Origin of the sequence: Bradyrhizobium sp. AUGA SZCCT0222, from assembly GCF_018130205.1 — a bacterium.
Classification (GTDB): domain Bacteria; phylum Pseudomonadota; class Alphaproteobacteria; order Rhizobiales; family Xanthobacteraceae; genus Bradyrhizobium.
Map to the genome: position 1 here is coordinate 47,220 of NZ_JAFCLX010000037.1, position 22,223 is coordinate 69,442.

The following is a 22,223-nucleotide window of genomic DNA, read 5'->3' on the forward strand; positions in this document are numbered from 1 at the left end:
GAATGTACCTTACTGCGCGCCAAGGCGGTCGGTCACCCCGGCACGCCCCTGTTTCGCAGCACGAAGCACGCCCCGCCGGCTCGGCGGATGCGGTTGCAGAGATCATCGGCCGCAGGCCGCGTATCCGCGCCAATCCGCACCTGGTAGAACAGGCTGCTGCCGCGGGTGCGCAGCCGCGCGCTGAGCAGGCTCGGGTCCTGGTCGCCGATCACAGCATTGAGTCGCTTCATCGCGCGCGCATACATGGCCAGCGCCTTGTCGCGGTTGAAGCCAGCGGCGAGCTGCACACCCCACAATTTCGCGGCAGAGAGCGTGATGCGCTGTTCGAGGCCCGTCACGAAGGGATTGGGCGCGCGCTTGAGCAAGGCCATCAGTTCGCGGCAACTGGAGGCTGGTGCGGCTTCCGGCATCTTGCCGTTCCGTCCTGCGGTCGCCCACTCCTCGACCGTTGAGCCGGTGATGGCGACGACATAGTTGCGGGTTTCCTGCGGCATGTATCCGGTGCCGGCGAGCCATTCCTGCACCCGCCTCGGGCCGGCATTGTAGGCCGCGGCCGCGAGGCCGAGATTGCCGAACTGATCGCGCAACTCGCTGAGGAACTCGGCGGATTTCGGCAATGCCTGCACGGGATCGAAGGGATCGAGCAGCCGCCGCTCGTTCGCGGTTCCCGGCATGAACTGCGCAATGCCCTGCGCGCGCTGGCCGCTCCTGGTCATCGGCCCCACCGCATCGGATTGAAAGCGGCTCTCCTGCCAGATCACGCGCGCGAAGAATTCCAGCGGCAGGTTTGCCGCCCTCGCCGCCGATTCCACCATCAGGCACAGCGCCTCGCGCGTATCGCTCTCGCGCGCGGTTTCCTTGGGCTTCTCTGGAGCTGCCGCGTCCGGCTGTTTCGCAGGTTCCTCGACGCCCGGCCGCGCGGGGTCGGTCGGCGCGGATGTCGCGTCCTGGGCGATAGCCTGCGCAAGCGACGCCAGCATCGCCAGCAAGCTCAACCCGGCGCGGAGACCCTGACCTGTTCGCATTGCCGTCTGATTTCCATCGAAGGTACTTAATAGCGGCCCGGCGCTGTCGGTTCCAGAGCGCGGCGTAACCATGTTTGGGCCACGTAAAGCCCTGAATCGCCGCCTTCGCGGCCGATGTTGGTTTACGTTAACGCCGCTTTTTGCCGGCCAAAGCCTTTCGCGGCCGATAAAGCGGCGTAAAAGTCTTCCTTTGACTGGGAGATATCGATGCAGGACCGACGCGAGAACGCGCGCGACAAGGTGATTTACGGCGGCGTCGCGGAAATCGGCGAGAACGGCGCGAGCCGTGAATGCATCGTTCGCAACATCTCCGACAAGGGCGCCAGCGTCGAATTCAGCAATACCGCCGACCTTCTGAGGGAACAGATCTCGCCGAGGGAACAGATCTCGCTTCGCATCGCACGTAAAGGTCGCTCCTTCCTCGCCAAGGTGGTGTGGTGGCGCGATAATTTCGTCGGCCTTGCCTTCAGTGGCGAAACTCCGGCCGCGCCCGTCTCCGATCTGGAGGAGCGGCTGCGCAAGAGCGAAATCAAGAAGCGGCAGCTTCAGCGCCGGATCAACGAGCTGCTCGGAGAACGCTGACCGTTGGACGTCGCCTTGCGCGCCTGTCCTGCCTCACTCCGCGGCGAGCTTTGCCGCCGGCGGCGGCGACCATCCAACGACGCGATTGCGCCCCTGATCTTTGGCCTGGTACAGCGCCTGATCGGCTGCTTTCAGTAAGGCCTCAAATCCCGGCATACTCACGGTCGCGGCCGCAAAGCCGATACTGGCCGTGACCCTGAAATGGACCTCGTCGGCCCGCAACGTGCTGGCGGCGACGGCCTTGCAAATCCGGTCCGCCACGATCCGCGCCTGATAGAGATCGGTCTCCGGCAACAGCATCGCGAATTCCTCGCCCCCGAGCCGGCCGACGATATCGGACGAGCGTTTGCCCTCCAGGCAGGCATTGGCGACCGCGATCAGCGCGTCATCACCGATCGCGTGGCCGTAGCGGTCGTTTACCGATTTGAAGTGATCGACGTCGATCATCAACACGGAGATCGGCCGGTAGTAGCGCTGAAACCGGCTCCATTCCGCCGCAGCGAGCGCCATGAAATGGCGGCGGTTGTACAGCCCTGTCATGGAATCGATCGTCGCCAGCTCTTCCATCTGCCGGGCGTTGTCAACCAGATCGGTGACATCGCAATAGGTGATCATCCGGCCGCCGTTCTTCAGGACCGAGCAACGCGCCCGAATGTGCCGGCCGTCGGTGCTTTGCAAATCCCGCAACGGCTCGTTGCCCGCCCGGACAGCGGCGACCCGGCCGGCGCGGAAAGCGTCCAGTTCTTCCGGCGTCAAACCGCGATCGGGTGCCAGCGACGAATTCGCGAGCAGCGATGCATAGGAGGGACGGCGCGCAGCCTGTTCATCGGTGACGCTCCAGTATTGTTGCATCTTGCGGTTGACGAACTGCGCATTGAGATCGCTGTCGAGCAGCACGACGCCTTCCGATAAATTGTCGAGGGCGCCGCGCAAGACTTCCAGTTCGTCCATGTGACGGACAATGTCGGTCACGTAGGTGTAGCTGATCATCCGCCCGCCATTCGGCAGGTTGGCGCATTGCATCCGGACGACGTCACCATTGGTGCGGCGCAGATCGAGCGGCGTTGTGTCGCCTTCCCTGACCAGGCGAACGCGGTTGGCGACGTAAGCGTCGATCTCTGCAGGCGCAATCTCGTAAGCCCTGGTGTCGCGGCCGTGATACATCAGCGCCACGAAAGCCGGATTGCGGTCGGCGACCGCATCCGGCAAAGCCCACATGCGGCGGAAGGCGCGGTTGATGAATTGGGATTTCAGGTTGGCGTCGAGCAACAAAACGCCGACATCGACCACGTCGAGCGCGGCACGGAGCGCCAGCATCTGGCCACGCATGATCTGATCGGCGCCCTTCGCTTCCTCGGGACCGGCCTGGGCGGCTTCTGCCTTGACGTCTGCCGCCGTCTCGAACACGAGGCCGATCTGTTTCTCCGACTGCCACGACCGCTTGCACGGCTGCGGATCGCCCTCACCCGGAATCATCAGATGGAAGTGCTGGGGAATGCCGAGCACGCTCTCCACCTCGATCACGGCGCCGGTGTCAGATATCCGGCGGACGGTGCAGTCGATGGTGGACTGGCCATAATTGGAGATGATCTTGCCGGCCAGGAAGGTCCGGCCTCGAGGCATCGGTTTTTGTTCGGACATGACACAGCGTTTTCCAGTTTTGCCTGGCCCGATTAAACGGGCGCATGGTCTAAACTGGCTTAACCTGATGGTTCCGACCGCGCTCCTGCGGACGCCGGCATCATCCCATTGCTAACGACCGGTTAACGGACCGGCGATTGAAGCCGGCAATCGCCCAGCAAAAAGCCGGCGGTCTTTCGACGCGCCGGCTTCGTTAATGTAAAATCCTGGCTGCTCAGACCTTGACCAGCGGCCCCCGCGAGGCCGGCCCATTGGAGCCGCCTCCGCCATTGGGGCCCGATTTCGGCTTCCGCGGCGCGGCGCGCTTGCGCGCACCGGGCAGCTTCTCCGGCTTCGGCGTCACCGGCCCTTCGACGAACTCGAAGCCGATCTTGTCCCTGCCTTCCGCCTCGTCCTTGATCAGCACGACGCGGACATGGCCGCCACCCTTCAGCCGGCCGAACAGCACTTCATCGGCCAACGGCTTCTTGATGTGCTCCTGGATGACGCGCGCCATCGGACGCGCGCCCATCTGCTCGTCGTAACCATGTTCGATCAGCCAGGCCTTGGCGGGCTCCGACAATTCGATGGTGACGTCGCGATCGGCCAGCTGCGCCTCGAGCTGGAGCACGAACTTCTCAACCACCATGCCGATGACGTCGGCATTGAGATGGGCGAACGAGACGATGGCATCGAGGCGGTTGCGGAATTCCGGCGCGAACTGCCGGTTGATCGCTTCGTGGTCGTCGCCTTCCCGCTTGCTGCGCGTGAAGCCGAAGGCCTGGCGCGCGAGGTCGGCCGCACCCGCATTGGTGGTCATGATCAGGATCACGTTGCGGAAATTGACCTGCTTGCCGTTGTGATCGGTGAGCCGGCCATGATCCATGATCTGCAGCAGCACGTTGTAGAGATCCGGATGCGCCTTCTCGATTTCGTCAAGCAGCACCACGCAATGCGGATGCTGGTCCACGCCGTCGGTGAGCAGGCCGCCCTGGTCGAAGCCGACATAGCCCGGAGGCGCGCCGATCAGGCGCGACACCGTATGCCGCTCCATATATTCGGACATGTCGAAGCGGATCAGCTCGACGCCGAGCGACGCCGCGAGCTGTTTTGCCACTTCGGTCTTGCCGACGCCGGTCGGACCGGAGAACAAATAGGAGCCGATCGGCTTTTCCGGCTCGCGCAGGCCGGCACGCGCCAGCTTGATCGACGCCGACAGCGCGTCGATCGCCTTGTCCTGACCGAACACCACGCGCTTCAGGGTCTGCTCGAGATGCTTGAGCACCTCGGCATCGTCCTTCGATACGCTCTTGGGCGGAATCCGCGCCATGGTCGCGATCGTGGTCTCGATCTCCTTGATGCCGATGGTCTTCTTGCGCTTGTTCTCGGCCACCAGCATCTGCGCCGCGCCCGACTCGTCGATCACGTCGATCGCCTTGTCCGGCAGCTTGCGGTCGTGGATGTAGCGCGACGACAATTGCACCGCGGCCTCGATCGCCTCGTTGGTGTATTTCAGCCGGTGGTAATCCTCAAAATAGGGTTTCAGGCCCTTGAGGATCGCGATGGCGTCTTCCACCGTCGGCTCGTTGACGTCGATCTTCTGGAACCGGCGCACCAGCGCGCGATCCTTTTCGAAATGCTGGCGGTATTCCTTGTAGGTGGTCGAGCCCATGCAGCGGATCGTGCCCGATGCCAGCGCCGGCTTGAGCAGGTTGGATGCATCCATCGCGCCGCCGGAGGTGGCGCCGGCGCCGATCACGGTGTGGATCTCGTCGATGAACAGGATCGCGTTCGGATGCGCCTCCAGTTCCTTCAAAACCTGTTTGAGCCGCTCCTCAAAATCGCCGCGATAGCGCGTGCCCGCGAGCAGCGTACCCATGTCGAGCGAGAACACGGTCGCCGCGGCCAGCACTTCCGGCACTTCCGAGTCGACGATACGCTTGGCAAGGCCTTCGGCGATCGCGGTCTTGCCGACGCCGGCTTCGCCGACGAACAGCGGATTGTTCTTCTGGCGGCGGCACAGCACCTGGATCGCCCGGTTGATTTCGGAATTGCGTCCGATGACGGGATCGATCTTGCCGTCGCGCGCCTTCTTGTTGAGGTTGACGCAGTAGGTATCGAGCGCCTCGCCCTTTTTCTTGGCGTCCTCGTTGCCCTTGGTCTCGGTCTCCTCGTCGACGCCGCGAACCGGCCGCGCTTCGGAAACGCCGGGACGTTTGGCAATGCCATGGCTGATGTAATTGACCGCGTCGTACCGCGTCATGTCCTGCTCCTGCAGGAAATAGGCGGCGTGGCTTTCGCGCTCCGCGAAGATCGCGATCAGTACGTTGGCGCCGGTCACTTCTTCGCGACCGGACGACTGGACGTGAATCACCGCGCGCTGGATCACGCGCTGGAAACCGGCGGTCGGCTTGGCGTCGTCGGCTCCGTCCGTCACCAGATTTTCGAATTCGGTCTCAAGATAATTGACGAGGCTGGTGCGCAGCTTGTCGAGATCGACGCTGCAGGCACGCATGACCGCGGCAGCATCCGAGTCATCGATCAGCGACAACAGCAGGTGTTCGAGCGTCGCGTATTGATGATGCCGCTCGTTTGCAATCGCCAGCGCACGATGCAGGGATTGTTCAAGGCTTTGGGAAAAAGTTGGCATTCGCGTCCTCTGTGGCCCCCGGTCATCATGATCGCCATTACCCGGTCAGGCAACAACAACCTTCGTCATCCCGTGTCATATAGTTACGCACGATCATGGCGAAAGACAGGTTCCGTGAACAGTGGTTTTTCTCTAAACTATCGCACCACCGCGATACGAGAACCAACCCGAAAAACTACTGGGTTGCCGCCTGCTTCCTTCAGGGCGGAACAATGCAAGACCCGTTCCTTTTAGCCGGTCGCCTTTTAGCCGGTCGAGACTGGTGCAGCGGCTATTTCTTTTCCATCACGCATTGCAGGGGATGCTGATGCTTGCGTGCAAAATCCATCACCTGCGTCACTTTGGTCTCGGCGATTTCGTAAGTGAACACGCCGCACTCACCGATACCGTGGTGATGGACATGAAGCATGATCTTGGTGGCGGCTTCCGCGTCCTTCTGGAAGAACTTCTCCAGCACATGAACCACGAACTCCATCGGCGTGTAATCGTCGTTCAGGATCAGGACACGATAGAGATTCGGACGCTTGGTCTTCGGCTTGACCTTGGTGATGACCGAGGTCGACGGACCGTTCGTCCCTGCATTGCGGTTTTCGTCATTGCTCATCCGGGGAGCAGAGACGGCTGTCGCGGCCGGCGCGGACGAATAGGCTTTGGAGTTCAACTGCAACATGGCTCAGGCGTTCGACATTCCGGACCAAAATCCTGATGGGAAACCGGACAGCGCATCGTCGCACGCTCGCGAAGGCCCCAAGACGACCACCACAAGGTACCCAGCAACGCTTTCCAGATCGCCGCTCCCGGTCCGATCCAGCGGCGGATCGGCTATTGGAATATGGGTCCAGTTGCAGACCACCGCAAGCGCATCAACGCTGCCCTGCCGCGCCCGCAACCGGCCCGAATCCCGGGTCCGGCAATCCAGGCAAGGTTAATCGTTTCTGTCGGATTTGACAAAGGAAGGCCCCTGCCCGTTTAGCGGTCCTTGAGCATAGGAGGCAGTTCTGGCCACCGGTTTCCCCGATACATGGGCTTTGACCCGTTTTTGCGGGAACCAGTTTACCACCTGTTTAGCCGCCCAGGCCGAAATACCGCTAGAAACCACTATTTCGGTGAGAGCCATGCTCAATACAGCCATTTTCAGTCGGGTTCGTAAGGCCGCCGGGCGTTTTGCCAAGGCCGATCAGGGCAACATCGCGGTTCTGTTTGCCATCGCCGCCGTCCCGATCCTCAGCTTCGTCGGCGCCGCGATCGACTATACCCGTGCCAACAGCGCCCGGTCGTCGATGCAGGCTGCCCTCGATTCCACCGCCCTGATGCTGGCGAAAGACCTATCGGACGGAACCATCAAGGCCTCGGACATCAACACCAAGGCACAGGACTATTTCAAGGCGCTCTACACCAACACCGATGCCAGGGAGATAAAGGTCGCGGCGGAATATACCGCCAACACCGGCAAGGGCTCGACCATCAAGATCAATGGCACCGGCAACGTGCCGACGGAGTTCATGAAGGTTGCCGGCTTCCCGCAAATCGGCTTCGACACCAGTTCAACCTCGCTCTGGGGCAACGTGCGCATGCGGGTGGCGCTCGCGCTCGACGTCACCGGATCGATGGACAATGACGGCAAAATGACCGCGATGAAGCCGGCCGCAAAGGCCCTGATCGACCAGATCGGCGCCCTCGCTAAGAACACGGGCGACATCTACATCTCGGTCGTTCCCTTCGCCAAGGACGTCAACGTCGGTGCCAGCAACTACGACCAATCCTGGATCAACTGGTCGGAGTGGGAGGAGGACAATGGGGGCAAGTTCGGTACCTGCAGCGATACCCAGTACACGAAGAAGAGTAAGTGCGAGAAGAACAGCAAGGTGTGGACGCCTAACCACACCAAGTGGAACGGCTGCGTGACCGACCGCGACCAGGACTACGACACCAAGAACACGACCCCGACTTCCGATCCCGCAACCAAGTTTTACGCCGAGCAATACGATGCCTGCCCCGAACAGTTGCTGCCTCTAACGACCGACTTCGCCTCCGCCAAATCCAAGGTCGACTCGCTGACCCCGAACGGCGGCACCAACCAGCCGATCGGCATCGCCTGGGGATGGCAGTCTCTGACCCAGGGCGCGCCGCTCTACGCACCGCCCGAAGATGCCAACTACACCTATAAAAGGGTGCTGATCGTGATGTCCGACGGTCTGAACACGCAGGATCGCTGGCCGTCATACGGCAACGGCCAAAACCAATACAATGGCGCCATCGACGCCCGTCAGAAGATCCAGTGCGACAACATCAAGGCCGACGGCGTCATCATCTACACGATGCACGTCAACACCAACGGCGATCCGACCTCCTCCGTCCTGCAGTATTGCGCCAGCGGCGCGGACAAGTTCTCCACCGTGACGTCCTCGAGCCAGATCGCGATGGCCTTTAGCGCGATCGGCACGTCGCTCTCCAGGCTGCGCGTCGCGAAATAACCGGCGCCGCAACCGGCGCGAACAAAGCAAACGAAAAAAGCCCGGCCGTAACGGCCGGGCTTTTTGTTTTGGAAGGTTTGGCGCAGCGCTTAAAGCGTTTTCGAGCGAAGTGGATACCGGTTCGCGTAAAAGAAAACGCGTCAAACAAAGAGTTTAGTGCGTGGCGGGAGCGAACTTCGCGACCAGGCCTTCGTAGGGCTTGAAGGTCTGCTTGGCCAGATCGGTATAGAGGCCGGCAATCTTCTGCGTCTCGGCGACAAAGGTCTCGTAGGACGAGCGGGCGAATTCGGTCTGGGCTTCGATCGCCTTGTCCACCGACTTCACGCCGGACAGCTTTTCAACGAACGACTTGGTGTCTTCGAACGACTTCTTGGCGTAGTCGCCATAAGCGGTCGCAATCGCCTGAACACCGCTCTGCAGGTTGCTCGCGGAAGCGGCGACCGTTTCGAGATGCTCTTTTCCGTAGCTCTGAATGTCTTCAACCTTGACCATCTTGGAGTCCTTTCCCAGACTGAATGTAATTAATCGCCGGGAGGTCCCGGCTCCCTGACCACCCCTCCCTTATAGTGCAACGCACAATGTCTGTCAAGGAATCTTGTGCACCGCACAAATATCGACGATTAACGCCAAACACCGGAGTGTTACGCAACGGTTACTTAACCTTTTGGAAACTCGCGCCGCCTAACCTGATTCCCGGACGTGTTCGCCTTCCGACAGACAGATTGAAAGCTGTTTGTGAACAACACCTTAGCTAGAACAGCGACCTGATCGGCCAGCCGGGCCCCCATTGCAGCCAGGCTAAGCGCTTCGAACAGGGAAGCGTCACCGGGCCGATGGGCACAATTTCGCCTCACGAACCGGTGATCAAGACAGAAATTGGGACGGGGAAGTAAATGCTTCGTACAACTTTAGCTTCCTCGCGCATGTTGCGAGTTTGCGTTCTCGGGCTGGTCACTCTCACCACTGCAGTCATCTACACCAGCGACAGCGCAGAAGCCCGCCGCTACCGCCAACGCCACCATGCCCGGCACCACGCCGCCGTGGCGAGCTATAGCCCGCAATTCGCTTCCATCATCGTCGACGGCAATTCCGGCGCCACGCTCTCCTCCAACAATCCCGACGCCCTCCGTCGTCCGGCCTCGCTGACCAAGATCATGACGCTCTACCTGCTGTTCGAGCAGCTCGAGCGCGGCAAGCTGAAGCTGGATTCCGAACTGGAAGTGTCCTCGTATGCTTCCCAACAGGCGCCGACCAAACTCGGCCTGAAGCCCGGCCAGACCATCAAGGTCGAAGACGCCATCAAGGGACTGGTGACGCGCTCCGCCAACGACGCCTCGGTCGTGATCGCGGAAGCCATTGCCGGCGATGAAGATGAATTCGCCAAGCTGATGACGCGCAAGGCGCGCGCGCTCGGCATGACCAAGACGGTCTATCGCAACGCCAACGGCCTGCCGAACGACGAACAGCTCACGACCGCGCGCGATCAGGCAACGCTGGGCCGCGCGATCCAGGAACGCTTTCCGCGCTACTATCGCTACTTTGCGACCAGCGTCTTCAACTATCGCGGCCAGGCGATCCGCAACCACAATCGCCTGCTCGGCAATGTCGAAGGCGTCGATGGCATCAAGACCGGCTACACCCGCGCGTCGGGCTTTAATCTTGTCAGCTCGATGCGGCGCGGCAACCGCCATCTGATCGGCGTGGTGCTTGGCGGCCGCAGCGGCGGATCGCGCGACGCCACCATGCGAACCCTGCTCGCGGAAAACCTCGACAAGGGTGCGACCATCCGCACCGCCGCCGCCGTCACCGAACGCAATTCCGCTGAGGCCAGCGTCGAGGTGGCCGAAGTCGCCAGCACGCCGCGCCCGACCGAGGCGCTCCAGGCCAACAACGCCGCCACGGCCCCCGAGCCCAGCACGGCCGCAATGCAGGCGACCCGCAGCGTTGCCCCGGCCAAGCCCTCGCTGATGGCCGCAGCCGCAGCCGCCCTGCCGGCGCCGCAACCCAAACCCGAACAGTCCAAGTTCGCGGCGCAGGCCAAGCCCGAACCGGCCCCGCTGACCAGCGGTGTGATTCAGACCCAGGCGATATCGGCGATCCCCGGCTCGGCCGAGCCGATGAAGCCGGTCAAGGTCAAGACGGTTCAGGTCAAGGCCGGCGTGATGAAGCTGGCTTCCGCCGGCCCGTCCCAGCCTGTTGCCCCGCCCATCACCAGCGCGATTGCGCCCTCCCGCCCGGAAGTGGCGGAGACCTCCAGCGCCGTCGTGGCGCGGGCTGAGCCGAGATCTGAAGCCATCAAGCCTGAGGTGATCAGGCCCGAAGTGGCCCGAGCCGACCTGCCGCCGCAGCCCGCCAATCACGGTACCGGGCATGGCGTACTCGGCGTGCTCCCCGCCTCCAGCGTGCCGTCTGCCCCCGTGCAGGCACTCGCCTATGTCCAGCCACAGACCGTCCAGCAGAACGGCGCCATCAAGCCCGCGGCCACCGTTACCCATACCGGCTGGATCATCCAGGTCGGCGCGCTGGAAAGCGAAAGCGAAGCCCGCGCCCGCCTCGATCAGGCGCGCAACCAGGCCCGTGGCCTGCTCGGCAAGGCCGATTCCTTCACCGAGCCGGTCGTTGCCAAGGATAATCGCAAGCTGTTCCGCGCCCGCTTCGCCGGCCTCGAGCGCGATCAGGCCGAGGCGGTCTGCAAGACGCTGAAGCGCGCCGACATCTCCTGCATCACCGTTCGTAACTGACCTTCTCTCTCTTGTTCGCAAAGCCGGCGCCGCAAGCGCCGGCTTTGTTGTTTCCAGGGCACAGTTGCAGACGCCGTTCGGTCGCTCGCGGCAAATCGAACCTGCGCAAACTTCTCGTCAAGAATTTACGGTTAAGTTTTCCGGAATGAAGGATCGACCACGCCGGAAAACGGCGGGCGACACGGGGCATCAACCAGAGAATAGGGCAGCGGCAGCTCTCGGTTTGTAGCGTTTGGTAGCGTTTGCCGGAGTTAGCTGAGATGCGCGCGAAGCAGAGTATCCTTGGCCTCGTTTACACGGGCGGCGAGGTACGTCGAGCCCCCCTGGTCGGGATGCAGTTTCTTCATCAGGGCGCGGTGCGCCCGGCTGATGTCGTCACGCCCCGCCCCCGGCTGCAGGCCAAGGATCTGATAGGCCTCCTCGTCCGTCATTTTGCCACTCGGCGGCGCGCGGCGCTGCCCCCCTGCCGCGTCGCCCTGCGCGTTCTGACGCCAGGCGGGAAACCGGCGGTCCAGATAGCTTTCAAGTAACGCGACGCTTTCGGCGTCGAAGCCGGACATGATCGTCGTCAGCTGCGTTAGGTCGAACTCGTCGAGCGAGCGGCCGGCATAGGGCCCATCGACGATCTGGCCCGACAGGGCGCCGCTGTCGTGATCGAGGCTCATGTCGAGAAACTGCGATCGCACGCGCGAGGTCTGTCCGGGCGAGCGCTGCGCGCCGCCGCCGAAGATCCCGCCGATATTGCTGAAGCCCGACGGGCCGAACGGCGACCAGCCGAGCAGTCCCGCTCCGAAGATGCCGAGCGGGATCGCCACCGCCAGTTCGCCCCTGAGCCCGGTGAAGGCCGCGACCGCCAGCGCGATGATGCCGCCGCCGATCTTGAGCAGCCGCGCAAGCACGACCGGATTGGCCGCACGAAACATCTGCAGCAGCAAATAAAGCAGGACAACGGCGACGACACCGGCAATCAGGGTTGGCATGGGCCCAATATAGTCGCCCCGGCGGCAAAAAGCATGGCGATCCGCACCTCAAGAGCCAAGCTGGCGATCATTTCATCTGGCCGATCAGCTTGGCCGCGCCGCTTCCGGTCTTCGACAGCCGCAGCAGCGCTTCGCGTCCGCCGGCGGCATAGGCCGCGGCAGCTCGCAACAGCTCGCGCAACTGGGCCGCGGCGCCGGGATCGAACCTGCACCATGCTCCGCCGGTGAGGCGCGCGATCTCACGGAACGCGTGCTCGGCCGCAACGTCGTGGCCTTCCTGGAACATGAACACGGGCACCTTGAGCAGGCCGAGTTCACCGGCCTTGGCGCAGAGGTCGTCGACCGACTCTTCCATGGCGTCGCCGACGAACACTACGGCGCGCACGGCGGAAGCGACCGCCTCGCGGCGGGCTTCCGAGAGCACCTTGCCGATCTGGGTATTGCCGCCCTGGCAATCGATCTTGGTCATCAATTTAGCGAGTTGCGCCGAGTCGGAGATCCATCCCGTCGCACGGCATTCATTGAGGCCGCGGTAGTAGACCAGGCGAATGTCGAGGCTGCCGAGCGAAGCCGCTTCGCGAAACATATCGGCCTGCAGCGCGCAGGCCATGTCCCAGGTCGGTTGCCGGCTCATGGTGGCGTCGAGCGCGAACACCAGCCTCCCCTTTGCGCCGGTCCGGTGCGGCGACATGGCGCGAGCCTTGGCGACAAAGGCAGCGATGTCTTCGGCCGCCGAGGGCCGGGCTTCCGGCAACGGAGAGCTGCGCGATTGAGGTTTCTGCGCCGAGAAGACGTCGGCGGGAGATTTCGGTTTGGTGGGTTCGCCGGCCATGAGCGCTCGCAATTGCAGCAAGCTCTATGTGGGGCTGACTATAAAGGGCGTCAATGCACCCGGTCGTGATCCGCCGTGATCAGGCAGCGGAAGCGTTAACAGCGGAGCCGTCAGTTGGTCGCCGACTTGATGGTCGGTGGGTTGCTGGCAAGCGGCACCGGCCCCGGATTGCTCACGAGCGGATCCGGCACCTTGGTCGGCACCGGCTTCAGCACGCTGCTGTCGGTGTTATCAGCGATGAACTTGTCGAGCATCGTCTGGATCGACGACTTTGCCGCATCGGGCCCGGTATCGCGCATATCGTTGTGCTGGTAGCCGGTGTTCACGACTGTAATACCGGCCTTCTCGCACTGGTCGTCATCCGGCACGACGCCCGGATCCGGCTTGAACTGCGTGTCCTTCGAGCGGAACGACAGGATCTTGAACTTGCCGTCGGTCAGGAACGGCACGCGCAGATTGTCCAGCGTCACCACCTTCTTGATCTCGTCGGGATATTGCTTGGCGAAATACATCGAGATATCGCCGCCCATCGAGTGCCCCACCATGGTCACCCTGGCGTAGTCGGCGTTGGGCAGGACCTTCTTCATTTCATCGATGGCAAAATGGATGTTGGCGACGCCGCGCTGAATTTGCGGCAGGCGGCCGACATAGAGTTCGCCGACCTTGGTCACCATCGGCGGATCGGTCGGCAGATCATGCTGCGGGCTGACCGCAAGATAGCCGCGCGCGGCGAACGCGTTGGAGAGGAACGAATACTCGGTGTGCTTGACGGTGTTGCCGTGATTGATGATCGCAACCGGCAACGTGATCATGCCGGCATTGGCCTGCATTTCCTTGTCGCGCCGTACAGCGATATTGACCGCGACCAAACGATTGTCTCGCGCCGGATCATGGAATGCGATGGTCTCGTGACGGATCGCCCACTTGCTCGCGGTAAAATACGCGACCGCAACCAGTACGGTAAGTGAAAGCAGAACGGCAATTCCACGTTTCATCGGCGTCCTCGGGGCCCCGGTAGGGGCTATGTCGGTCTCAAGACTCTTCGGCCTCGTTCTTGATGATATATGTCACAGCGGCGTGACATAAAGTCCAAATGTTGTGAATTGAGCGCCTGATCGTTGTGCGATGCACCCATCCATTGTGCAGTTGCTCACTACCCGGCGATCATTTCCTATTTACCCATATACGACGGCCCCAACCAAGCTTCGGTTCGACCGAACGATAAAAGTCTAATGAAAACGGTATTATAGGCAATTCGTTCCCTTATTTCGCACGCCGCGTCTGCCCTGGAAATCCCGGAAAACCACTGGATTCAGCCCGCGGTATAGATGATCAGCTTCAGCGCCGGATCGTCATTGGCCTGGAAGCTCGCGTATTCCAGCTTCAGCCGCCCCTTCCTCGGATGGCTCAGGGATTTCTGGCCGGCCGAGACGCCGCCAATATCATGGGCCTCCCACCAGCCCGAAAATTCGGGACAGCCCTGCCGCAGCCGTGCAAGCAGTTCCTGGAACGCGGGATCGCCGGCCCACAAATCATGCGTGGCGCGGAACTGCGCCACGATGCGCCGCGCCTCTTCTTCCCATGAAGCGCCGAATAACTTTCGCGTCGCGCGGTTGGTCAGCACGGTGAGAAGAATGTTGCGGTCGCCTTCCGGCAGCCGGCTGAACGCAAAGATTTCATCCGCGGCCGCATTCCAGGCCAGAATGTCCCAGCGGCGGCCGGTGACATAGGCCGGCAAATTAAGCCGCTCGACGGTGCGCCGGACTGCAGGCGGTACGGTTTCGGGGACAAAGGCGCGGCGGTCGGCATTCTGCGTCAGTGCCCGCAGATGCTTGTGCTCAGCCTTGCCGAGCCGCAGCGCGCGGGCCAGCGCGTCGATCGTCGCCGCCGACGGACTGACGGTGCGCCCCTGCTCGAGCCGGATGTACCAGTCGACGCCGATGCCTGCGAGTTCGGCAACTTCTTCGCGCCGCAAGCCGGGCGTTCGCCGCCGCCGCCCGATCGGCAGGCCGACCGCCTTTGGCGTCAGCTTTTCCCGCCGCGAGCGCAGGAAATCGCCGAGTTCGCTTTGCCTGGGATTCATGGGCCTGCACTTCGCCAGCGGGGGATCATTCAATCCTAGGATAATACCAGGTCTTGTTGGCGAAATGAAGGGTTACGAAAATGGGCTCCTCGTTGCGAAAGGATGCCCATCATGAAAGCCGCCGTCTTGAAACAATTCGGATCGCCGCTCGCGATCGAAACCCTGCCCGATCCCGTCCTCGGCACCGGCGAAGTGATCGTCGACGTGATGGCGAGCCGGGTTCTCGCCTATGCCAATGAAGTCCTGAGCGGCGAACGCAAATACCTGCTGGAATTGCCTGTGGTGCCGGGTCCCGGCGCGATCGGCCGCGTCCGCGCCACCGGCCCGGATGCGACCCATCTGGCCACGGGCGACTGGGTCTATTGCGATCCGACGGTGCGCTCGCGCGATGATGCGCTTGCCCCCGACATCGCGCTGCAGGGCCTGACCGCCGGCAGCGACGGCGGTCTGCGGCTGGCGCGATACTTTCACGATGGGGCATGGGCCGGACAAATGCGGGTGCCGACGGAAAACGCCGCACGGATCGGCAGCATTGCCGAAGCGGACGCCGCGCGCTGGTGCGCGCTGGGCACGCTGCTGGTGCCGTATGGCGGCTTCCTCGCCGCCCAATTGCAGGCCGGAGAAACCGTATTGGTCAACGGCGCCACCGGCAGCTTTGGCAGCGCGGCGGTGGCCGTCGCGCTGGGCATGGGCGCGGCTTGTGTCATCGCAACCGGCCGCAACGAAAAGGCGCTGGCCGATCTCGTGCGCCGGTTCGGCCCACGCGTCCGTATTGTACCGATGCGCGGCGAGGAGGACGACGACCGCAAGCGGATCCTGCAAGCCGCCCCGGGCGGCATCGACTGCGTGCTGGACATCCTGCCGCCGGCGGCCAACGCGATGCAGGTGCGGACCGCCATCCTCGCGGTGCGGCCGTACGGACGCGTGGTGCTGATGGGCGGCGTCGGCATGCTCGGCGGCGCCGGCCTCGACCTGCCCTATTCATGGATGATGCGGAACTGCATCACCCTTCGCGGCCAATGGATGTACCCGCCGCACGCGGCACATTTGATGGTCGGGCTTGTTCGCGCAGGCCTGGTCCGCCTGGATCAATTCGAGATCACGGCGTTTGCGCTCGACGACGCCAACGCAGCGGTCGCGCATGCCGCAAGCAACAGCGGTCCGTTCCGCATGACGGTGATCGAGCCGCCGAGATCGCGCTGATCAGGCGCCGAGGATGTCGTGGACTTCGAGCGGCTTGTCGACCTGGCTGAACCATTCGGCGCGGTTGGCGGCCCTCCGCCGGCCGCGCTCGTCGAGCGGCAGCTTCAACTGGCGGAGCAGGCTCGTCACCTCCTCGCGCGCCGTCACATGGCCCATGCTCGGCCGCGTGCCGAGGGTGGCCTCATCGATGTCGTCGAGCGCGGTCAGCCCGCGCGGGAAGAATTCACGGTAGACCACCCGCTCGGCAAGGCCGTCGATCGAACGGAAGCCCAGCCGCAACGACAGATCCTTCAGGCTGTCGGCGACCAGCTGCTTGTTGCGCGAGCCGATCATCGACAGCCGGTTGCGCACCACGATCCAGTCGGTGGAAGCGCCGTCGAGCTGGCGGCGCTTGCGCCTGACGTCGCGCACCATCTCGGCATAGTGGCTTTCGCCGGTCACCGAATAGGTGGCGGGGTCGACGGTGCCGAGCACGTCGAAATCGAGGAAGCTGTCATTGATCGGCGTGACCAGCGTATCGGCCATCGAATGGGCCAGGCGCATCAGATAGGAATCCGACCCCGGCGTATCGATGACGATGAAGTCGAAGGCGCGCTCGACCGCGCTCACCGCTTCCATGAACTGCTGGAACTCGGAGTTTTCATTGTCGGCGATCTGCATCGTCTCGCCGAGCTTGATGCAAAAGTGGACGGGAATTTCGAGATCGAGGCCGGTGCGGCGGGCCCACGCGGTGCGATTGCCGATGTACCGGGTGAAGCTCTGCTGGCGGCAGTCGAGGTCGATGGTGGCGACACGCTGACCGGCTTTCATCAGGGCGACAGCGATATGCAGCGCGGTGGTGGATTTCCCCGAACCGCCCTTCTCGTTGCCGAGCACGACGACATGCGCCGAACCGGACTGACCCTGACTAGCCTGAACCAACATGACTCAACACCAACCCCCATTTGATATCTTCAAATCACGCGCGGCTGTGGTCAAGCGAAATGCGTGATAATGCTTTTAAATCACAGTCTGCCTGCCTTAATGATGAATCCGCTTGGCGACATCGCGTTCATCTGTGATCGAGCGCACGTTTCCACGCGCCGAACCCGACTGGCGATACATGACCCATGCAGCTACGTCGGACTGCCGTGATGAGTTGCACAGGTTGATCACCTTGGCGGCAATGCCTCGGCCTTATAAGGTCGCATCGCCCGCCAAGAGGCCGCGGCCAACAGCCCCCTCACCCCCAAACATCGTGCAAGAGATCGAGCCCAGATGCCGCGAAGCCCCATGGTCGTCCGTACCGTCCCCGCATTGCGCCGCGCCCTTGATGGCCTGCGCGCCAGAAAGGCCACGGTCGCGCTGGTGCCAACCATGGGAGCGCTCCATGACGGCCATGTGTCGCTGGTTCGGCTCGCCAAACGCCGCGCACAGAAAGTCGTCGTCTCGATCTTCGTCAATCCGACCCAGTTCGCGCCAACGGAGGATTTCGGCTCCTACCCGCGCACCTGGAAGTCCGACCTCGCCAAGCTCGCGGCCGAGAAGGTCGACCTGATCTGGAATCCCGACGTCAAGGCGATGTATCCGGAAGGCTTCGCCACAAGGATCGTGCCTGAAGGTCCGGCCACCGCCGGGCTGGAGGATCGCTTCCGCCCGCACTTCTTCGGCGGCGTCGCCACCGTGGTCGGCAAGCTGTTCACCCAATGCCGGCCGGATGTCGCGATCTTCGGCGAAAAGGACTTTCAGCAATTGCGGGTGGTCACGCAGATGGCGCGCGATCTCGATCTCGGCGTCAAGGTGATCGGCTCGCGCACGGTTCGGGAACGCGACGGGCTGGCGATGTCCTCGCGCAACGTCTACCTCGCGCCCGAACAGCGCCAGGCGGCGCCCGAACTTTATCGCGCGATGAAGCAAAGCGCGGCGCGCCTGCGCGCCGGCGAGCCGGTCGACGCCGTCATGGGGGCCGGTGCCGAGCTGATCCAAAACGCCGGTTTTGCGCTGGACTATTTCGAGGTGCGCCACGCCGAAACGCTGGCGCCGATCACCTCGCTCAAGCAGGGTCCGATGCGGATGCTGGTCGCCGCCAAGATCGGAACCACGCGGTTGATCGACAATATCGCGGTTTGATCTAGAGCAGCCCGAGGTCGCGCAGTTCCCGCCGCATCGGCTCCGGCATCGACGCCACGACGGCGGCGGACTTGCCGAGATCGGCGGGCGCGCCGTCCTCGGTCAGATAGCGCCAGCCCTGGAACGGGCGCATCGGCCGCGGCGAGACGGCGATGACTTTGGGCTGCATCACCAGGCGGCACCGTCCGATACCGTCCTTGTCGCGGAACGGCTCGATCGCGATCAGCTTTTCGCGCGCCGCGATCTCTCCCTTGATCACCCAGTAGAGCGAGCCGCCGGCAAGCAGTTCCTCGTCGCGCTTCGGCGTCATCCGGGTGACGTGGATATGGCGGAGCGGCAAACCCTTTTTCTTGGCGGTTGCCATCCGTTCGGCAACCCAGCCCTTGAGTTCTTTGACCGACTCGCAGCCAACGGCGAGCTTGATGAGATGAAGCGGCATGGGTCCGGGTTTAGCGGGCCCCGCGCCGTTTGAAAACGATCATTCGTTGGCGGGCGCAGCAGCTGTGGATGACGCCGTCGGTGCCGTCGGCGCCCCCGGTGCCGGCGACAGCTGGACCGGCGCGGCCGGCGTGCGTTTCGGCGCCGGTGGCTGTTTTTTAGCTGCCGCCAGCGCTGGTGACGCTGTTGCGGTCGGTGTGGCTGGTGCGGCGGCAGTTGGTGCTGCTGCGGCCGGGGCCGGACGCGGTGAAGCCGGTGGATTGGCAGCAGCTGGCGCCGGCGCGGCACGACCGGCGGGCGGCTCCGGATTCATGATGCTAATGGGCGGGGTATTGGCCGCGCTCGGGAACTCGGCATTGGTGGGCTTGCCAGTGGGCATCGACGGCGGCAGCCCCGCGAGCAATCCCGGGGTTGTCGCAGCCTGGGGCGGCGCGTTCCATGACGGCGCATAGCGCGTGATCAGGTTCTCGTAGAGGTGCTCGTCCATGTTGGCGACGACCTGGCGCTTGTCGGCCAGCGCGGCGAACGCGGCGCATGCAGCCGGCGTGCAATGGTCGCGCGCCATCAGCACATAGGCCATCAGCCCGTAGCGGTCGCGCTCGACGGCGCGGCGCAGTGCCTGCAGATCGGAACTCGTCGCTTTGTCGGCTGCGGCAGCATCGCCGAACCCGGTCAGGCGGGAGATCTGGGACGCCGCATAGGTGACCGCGGCAGCGACCGAGTCGGCGGACCCGAACAGCGTCTTCTCGCAGGCGTTGAGGACGGCATCGCCGGCGAGATCGTCGATACAAGAGAGCTGCGGCAACGCTGCACTGACCGAAGCCACCCGGGTCCCAGCGGACGAGACGGCGCCATCCGGCCCGAAGCTGCGGATGGTCGCGGCGACAGCGACGACGATCGCCAGCAGCGTCATGACCGTCAGCACGCCATTGGCCACGGATTTCTCCGCGCGCAGCAGCGTGATCAGAACGATGATCCCCAAAAATCCCGCCGCGGCCAGCGTCAGCCACATCGGAAAGGTCGGTGTACGCCAGATCTGATCCAGCGAAGAAGCCCAGTCCCAGCTCATGCGCGGTGTCCCTCACGCAGCATAACGCGATCAGCGAAAACGAATGCGTGTTTGCCCGCATTCACTCCCGACAGAATGGTCCTGCGAACGGGGCCTTTTGACGGCGAGCGATATGGAACCGCGTCAACCGCTGGTTTGCACACAGCTCTCTCAGGAGACCGCGAGCTGGCTTTCCTTGGCTACCCGTTCGAAGGCTTCGGTCGAGCTTTTGATGCGATACTGGCAGTCGTCACCGTCGGTCGGAAGCAGCCGGATCACCTCATAGGTGCCGCTGGCGGCCGGTCGGGCAACGTTGCTGGCAGTGAAATAGACAGTCTCTCCAACGGTGAACTTGTGCTTCAACGCCCTCTCCATCACGCAAGATTGTCGGCGGCGCTTAGTTGTCCCGCTAGCGATCGGCCGACTTGAGAACCCTGCGTCAACCTAGCACACCACAGGCCCAAAAAGCCAGCAACATCGAGGCATCCAGGACACGCATATTTTGCAGATATTTCAGTGCGTTAAATGCCAGTTTGGGGGAATTTGCATAGCCGCTATTCCGGCCGCAATTCCGCATCCCCGGCCCTATGCGGTAGCCAGGGCCGGTGCGGTTCAGGGGCCATGGAATCGGACGGGTTAACGCCGCGCCTCAGATCGCCTCCAGCCCGTCGATCAGCATGGTTTCGGTCAGCCCGTCGCGGGTCCACTCCTGGAACGCCGGCAACCCGTCCATCGCATCGACGTAGCGCTGCGCATCGCCAGTGACCGGAATCGCGTAGGTGCGGAAGCGATGCACGACCGGTGCGAACATCGCGTCCGCGCCGGAGAACGCGCCGAACAGGAACGGCCCCGCTTTGCCATAGCGCTGATGGCACTCGGCCCAGATCGCCTGGATCCGCGCCACATTGGCCTGCGCGTCATCCGACAGCGCAACCGCGCGGATCGGGCGATGCAGATTCATGCCGCATTCGTTGCGCAGCGCCATGAAGCCCGAATGCATCTCTGCCGAGATCGAACGCGCATGCGCCCGGGCCGCGCGGTCTTCCGGCCACAGTTTGGTTTGCGGGAATTTTTCGGCGAGATATTCGATGATCGACAGCGAATCCCACACCGTGACATCGCCATCGACCAGCGCCGGCACTTTTCCCGCATCGCTGAAGCTCAGGATGCGTTGCTTGTCGGCCGGGTTGTCCGTGTACAGAGGAATCAAAACCTCTTCGAACGGAATGTTGTTGGCGCGCAGCGCCAGCCATGGCCGCATCGACCATGACGAATAATTCTTGTTGCCGATGACGAGTTTCAACATTTCAAGGGAATCCTGTTGGGATCGCCATCATGGCATAGTGCGCGGCAATCGTTCAACCTGTACATCTAGAGCGTTTTCCAGCGAAGTGGACACCGGTTTGCGTCAAGAAAACGCGTCAAATCAAGAATCCAGATCCCCGTTCCGATTCCATCGGAACGGAAAAGGCTCTGGCGTGACCAGGCGACGACGACGGGGACCAGCATGACCGGATACTGGGTCGATATCGCGGCCATCACGTTCTTCGTCGTGGAGTGGACGGTTTATGCTTTCACCCTCGAGCGTACCGCCTACGGCCGGGACAGCCTGTCCGCGCGCATGCATATTTATCGCGAGGTCTGGATACGAAACCTGCTCGATCGCGAAACCCGCATGGTCGACATGCAGATCATGGCTTCGTTGCAAAACGGCACCGCGTTCTTTGCCTCCTCTAGCCTGATCGCGATCGGCGGCGGGCTGGCGTTGCTGCGCGCCACCAACGACGCATTGGCGGTGCTCGCTGCGCTGCCGATCGATCTCAGCCCCTCGCCGGCCCTGTGGGAAATCAAATGCGTGGGCTTGATCCTGATCTTTACCTACGCCTTCTTCAAATTCTCCTGGGCCTATCGCCTGTTCAACTATGTCGCCATCCTGCTCGGCGCGATGCCGCCGGCCTCGGAAAAAGGCACGCCTGAGGCGGAAGCGCATGTCATCCGCACCACGCGATTGTTCGAATCCGCGGGCCAGCATTTTAATCGCGGCCAGCGCTCGTTTTTCTTTGCGCTCGGCTATCTCGGCTGGTTCGTCAGCCCATGGGTGCTGTTCGTCACGACAGCCATGGTTGTGATCGTGACCTGGCGGCGGCAGTTCGCGTCCAATGCGTGGAAGGCGATGGGGAGTTGAGGGGGACGAGAGCTCTCTCCCCGTCATTGCGAGCGCAGCGAAGCAATCCATCGCGCCGCCTGCGGAGGGATGGATTGCTTCGTCGCTTCGCTCCTCGCAATGACGGCGGTTAGACATGATCTCGCGTTCTCGCGGCTTGTTGCGCCCGAGCTTTGACAGAAATTGCCCTCGAAATTCAGAGGGCGCAGGGAATGCCGGATGCGCGCTGCACCCGCGGTCTCATGTGCGATTGTGCATAAGAATGCTGCACATG

Annotated in this window: 20 protein-coding genes; 6 read left to right on the forward strand and 14 right to left on the reverse strand. The window is 62.9% G+C overall.

Going from position 1 to position 22,223, the window contains the following annotated elements; all coding sequences use genetic code 11:
* Positions 1 to 32: 32 nt before the first annotated feature.
* A complete protein-coding gene (locus JQ629_RS26870) occupies positions 33 to 1,025 on the reverse strand; it encodes a lytic transglycosylase domain-containing protein (RefSeq protein WP_212415195.1) in 993 nt (330 codons plus the stop codon).
* A gap of 207 nt (positions 1,026 to 1,232) precedes the next feature.
* On the opposite strand from JQ629_RS26870, the gene JQ629_RS26875 reads away from it, so the two are divergent.
* Positions 1,233 to 1,607 (forward strand): PilZ domain-containing protein, encoded by a 375-nt coding sequence (locus JQ629_RS26875; RefSeq protein WP_212266232.1) that lies wholly within the window; start codon positions 1,233 to 1,235, stop codon positions 1,605 to 1,607.
* Positions 1,608 to 1,640: 33 nt separating this feature from the next.
* Here JQ629_RS26875 and JQ629_RS26880 read toward each other — a convergent pair whose 3' ends face one another.
* The 3 genes from JQ629_RS26880 to clpS form a co-directional block, all read right to left on the reverse strand.
* On the reverse strand, positions 1,641 to 3,248 hold the full coding sequence (locus JQ629_RS26880) for a sensor domain-containing diguanylate cyclase (RefSeq protein WP_249135295.1): 1,608 nt from the start codon (positions 3,246 to 3,248) through the stop codon (positions 1,641 to 1,643).
* Positions 3,249 to 3,462: 214 nt separating this feature from the next.
* Positions 3,463 to 5,877: an ATP-dependent Clp protease ATP-binding subunit ClpA gene (clpA, locus tag JQ629_RS26885; protein WP_212415196.1), complete on the reverse strand. Its 2,415-nt coding sequence runs from the start codon at positions 5,875 to 5,877 to the stop codon at positions 3,463 to 3,465.
* Between the two features lie 271 nt (positions 5,878 to 6,148).
* Positions 6,149 to 6,481 carry an ATP-dependent Clp protease adapter ClpS gene (gene clpS / locus JQ629_RS26890; RefSeq protein ID WP_192733729.1) on the reverse strand — a complete coding sequence of 111 codons (333 nt, stop codon included), beginning with the start codon at positions 6,479 to 6,481 and terminating at the stop codon, positions 6,149 to 6,151.
* 511 nt (positions 6,482 to 6,992) lie between these two features.
* Between clpS and JQ629_RS26895 the strand changes: the two genes are divergently transcribed.
* A complete protein-coding gene (locus JQ629_RS26895; protein WP_212415197.1) occupies positions 6,993 to 8,351 on the forward strand; it encodes a TadE/TadG family type IV pilus assembly protein in 1,359 nt (452 codons plus the stop codon).
* 153 nt (positions 8,352 to 8,504) lie between these two features.
* On the opposite strand, the gene JQ629_RS26900 is transcribed toward JQ629_RS26895, so the two are convergent.
* The gene (locus tag JQ629_RS26900; protein WP_212034912.1) at positions 8,505 to 8,843 is read right to left on the reverse strand and encodes a phasin family protein; all 339 of its coding nucleotides are present in this window, start codon (positions 8,841 to 8,843) and stop codon (positions 8,505 to 8,507) included.
* Between the two features lie 401 nt (positions 8,844 to 9,244).
* Here JQ629_RS26900 and JQ629_RS26905 point away from each other — a divergent pair, with 401 nt between their 5' ends.
* Positions 9,245 to 11,092 carry a D-alanyl-D-alanine carboxypeptidase gene (locus tag JQ629_RS26905; RefSeq protein WP_212415198.1) on the forward strand — a complete coding sequence of 616 codons (1,848 nt, stop codon included), beginning with the start codon at positions 9,245 to 9,247 and terminating at the stop codon, positions 11,090 to 11,092.
* A 251-nt stretch (positions 11,093 to 11,343) separates the two neighbouring features.
* Here the strand turns inward: JQ629_RS26905 and JQ629_RS26910 are convergent, their stop codons facing one another.
* From JQ629_RS26910 to JQ629_RS26925, 4 genes are all read right to left on the reverse strand, one after another.
* A complete protein-coding gene (locus JQ629_RS26910) occupies positions 11,344 to 12,072 on the reverse strand; it encodes a DnaJ domain-containing protein (RefSeq protein ID WP_212415199.1) in 729 nt (242 codons plus the stop codon).
* Between the two features lie 67 nt (positions 12,073 to 12,139).
* Positions 12,140 to 12,904 carry a VWA domain-containing protein gene (locus tag JQ629_RS26915; RefSeq protein ID WP_212034909.1) on the reverse strand — a complete coding sequence of 255 codons (765 nt, stop codon included), beginning with the start codon at positions 12,902 to 12,904 and terminating at the stop codon, positions 12,140 to 12,142.
* A 110-nt stretch (positions 12,905 to 13,014) separates the two neighbouring features.
* Positions 13,015 to 13,899 (reverse strand): alpha/beta fold hydrolase, encoded by an 885-nt coding sequence (locus JQ629_RS26920; protein WP_212415200.1) that lies wholly within the window; start codon positions 13,897 to 13,899, stop codon positions 13,015 to 13,017.
* Positions 13,900 to 14,216: 317 nt separating this feature from the next.
* Entirely contained in the window at positions 14,217 to 14,987 is a 771-nt protein-coding gene (locus JQ629_RS26925) for a helix-turn-helix transcriptional regulator (protein WP_212266222.1), read from the reverse strand.
* A 111-nt stretch (positions 14,988 to 15,098) separates the two neighbouring features.
* Here JQ629_RS26925 and JQ629_RS26930 point away from each other — a divergent pair, with 111 nt between their 5' ends.
* Positions 15,099 to 16,190 (forward strand): zinc-binding dehydrogenase, encoded by a 1,092-nt coding sequence (locus tag JQ629_RS26930; RefSeq protein WP_212415201.1) that lies wholly within the window; start codon positions 15,099 to 15,101, stop codon positions 16,188 to 16,190.
* On the opposite strand, the gene JQ629_RS26935 is transcribed toward JQ629_RS26930, so the two are convergent.
* Positions 16,191 to 17,114, reverse strand: a complete 924-nt coding sequence (locus tag JQ629_RS26935; protein WP_212415202.1) for a division plane positioning ATPase MipZ — start codon at positions 17,112 to 17,114, stop codon at positions 16,191 to 16,193.
* A gap of 333 nt (positions 17,115 to 17,447) precedes the next feature.
* Here JQ629_RS26935 and panC point away from each other — a divergent pair, with 333 nt between their 5' ends.
* A complete protein-coding gene (panC, locus tag JQ629_RS26940; RefSeq protein ID WP_212415203.1) occupies positions 17,448 to 18,299 on the forward strand; it encodes a pantoate--beta-alanine ligase in 852 nt (283 codons plus the stop codon).
* A 1-nt stretch (position 18,300) separates the two neighbouring features.
* Here the strand turns inward: panC and JQ629_RS26945 are convergent, their stop codons facing one another.
* From JQ629_RS26945 to JQ629_RS26960, 4 genes are all read right to left on the reverse strand, one after another.
* Positions 18,301 to 18,738, reverse strand: a complete 438-nt coding sequence (locus JQ629_RS26945) for a DUF1489 family protein (protein WP_212034903.1) — start codon at positions 18,736 to 18,738, stop codon at positions 18,301 to 18,303.
* 39 nt (positions 18,739 to 18,777) lie between these two features.
* Positions 18,778 to 19,806: a hypothetical protein gene (locus tag JQ629_RS26950; RefSeq protein WP_212415204.1), complete on the reverse strand. Its 1,029-nt coding sequence runs from the start codon at positions 19,804 to 19,806 to the stop codon at positions 18,778 to 18,780.
* Between the two features lie 150 nt (positions 19,807 to 19,956).
* On the reverse strand, positions 19,957 to 20,160 hold the full coding sequence (locus JQ629_RS26955) for a hypothetical protein (protein ID WP_192733742.1): 204 nt from the start codon (positions 20,158 to 20,160) through the stop codon (positions 19,957 to 19,959).
* A gap of 274 nt (positions 20,161 to 20,434) precedes the next feature.
* Positions 20,435 to 21,091 carry a glutathione S-transferase family protein gene (locus JQ629_RS26960; protein ID WP_212415205.1) on the reverse strand — a complete coding sequence of 219 codons (657 nt, stop codon included), beginning with the start codon at positions 21,089 to 21,091 and terminating at the stop codon, positions 20,435 to 20,437.
* 201 nt (positions 21,092 to 21,292) lie between these two features.
* Here JQ629_RS26960 and JQ629_RS26965 point away from each other — a divergent pair, with 201 nt between their 5' ends.
* Positions 21,293 to 21,970, forward strand: a complete 678-nt coding sequence (locus tag JQ629_RS26965) for a DUF599 domain-containing protein (RefSeq protein WP_192733744.1) — start codon at positions 21,293 to 21,295, stop codon at positions 21,968 to 21,970.
* Positions 21,971 to 22,223 lie beyond the last annotated feature (253 nt).

What these genes read in the sequence shown, in the direction of transcription:
- JQ629_RS26870 (WP_212415195.1), bottom strand. Translation starts at nt 1,025, where the DNA reads ATGCGAACAGGTCAGGGTCTCCGCGCCGGGTTGAGCTTGCTGGCGATG.
- JQ629_RS26875 (WP_212266232.1), top strand. Translation starts at nt 1,233, where the DNA reads ATGCAGGACCGACGCGAGAACGCGCGCGACAAGGTGATTTACGGCGGC.
- JQ629_RS26880 (WP_249135295.1), bottom strand. Translation starts at nt 3,248, where the DNA reads ATGTCCGAACAAAAACCGATGCCTCGAGGCCGGACCTTCCTGGCCGGC.
- clpA (WP_212415196.1), bottom strand. Translation starts at nt 5,877, where the DNA reads ATGCCAACTTTTTCCCAAAGCCTTGAACAATCCCTGCATCGTGCGCTG.
- clpS (WP_192733729.1), bottom strand. Translation starts at nt 6,481, where the DNA reads ATGAGCAATGACGAAAACCGCAATGCAGGGACGAACGGTCCGTCGACC.
- JQ629_RS26895 (WP_212415197.1), top strand. Translation starts at nt 6,993, where the DNA reads ATGCTCAATACAGCCATTTTCAGTCGGGTTCGTAAGGCCGCCGGGCGT.
- JQ629_RS26900 (WP_212034912.1), bottom strand. Translation starts at nt 8,843, where the DNA reads ATGGTCAAGGTTGAAGACATTCAGAGCTACGGAAAAGAGCATCTCGAA.
- JQ629_RS26905 (WP_212415198.1), top strand. Translation starts at nt 9,245, where the DNA reads ATGCTTCGTACAACTTTAGCTTCCTCGCGCATGTTGCGAGTTTGCGTT.
- JQ629_RS26910 (WP_212415199.1), bottom strand. Translation starts at nt 12,072, where the DNA reads ATGCCAACCCTGATTGCCGGTGTCGTCGCCGTTGTCCTGCTTTATTTG.
- JQ629_RS26915 (WP_212034909.1), bottom strand. Translation starts at nt 12,904, where the DNA reads ATGGCCGGCGAACCCACCAAACCGAAATCTCCCGCCGACGTCTTCTCG.
- JQ629_RS26920 (WP_212415200.1), bottom strand. Translation starts at nt 13,899, where the DNA reads ATGAAACGTGGAATTGCCGTTCTGCTTTCACTTACCGTACTGGTTGCG.
- JQ629_RS26925 (WP_212266222.1), bottom strand. Translation starts at nt 14,987, where the DNA reads ATGAATCCCAGGCAAAGCGAACTCGGCGATTTCCTGCGCTCGCGGCGG.
- JQ629_RS26930 (WP_212415201.1), top strand. Translation starts at nt 15,099, where the DNA reads ATGAAAGCCGCCGTCTTGAAACAATTCGGATCGCCGCTCGCGATCGAA.
- JQ629_RS26935 (WP_212415202.1), bottom strand. Translation starts at nt 17,114, where the DNA reads ATGTTGGTTCAGGCTAGTCAGGGTCAGTCCGGTTCGGCGCATGTCGTC.
- panC (WP_212415203.1), top strand. Translation starts at nt 17,448, where the DNA reads ATGCCGCGAAGCCCCATGGTCGTCCGTACCGTCCCCGCATTGCGCCGC.
- JQ629_RS26945 (WP_212034903.1), bottom strand. Translation starts at nt 18,738, where the DNA reads ATGCCGCTTCATCTCATCAAGCTCGCCGTTGGCTGCGAGTCGGTCAAA.
- JQ629_RS26950 (WP_212415204.1), bottom strand. Translation starts at nt 19,806, where the DNA reads ATGAGCTGGGACTGGGCTTCTTCGCTGGATCAGATCTGGCGTACACCG.
- JQ629_RS26955 (WP_192733742.1), bottom strand. Translation starts at nt 20,160, where the DNA reads ATGGAGAGGGCGTTGAAGCACAAGTTCACCGTTGGAGAGACTGTCTAT.
- JQ629_RS26960 (WP_212415205.1), bottom strand. Translation starts at nt 21,091, where the DNA reads ATGTTGAAACTCGTCATCGGCAACAAGAATTATTCGTCATGGTCGATG.
- JQ629_RS26965 (WP_192733744.1), top strand. Translation starts at nt 21,293, where the DNA reads ATGACCGGATACTGGGTCGATATCGCGGCCATCACGTTCTTCGTCGTG.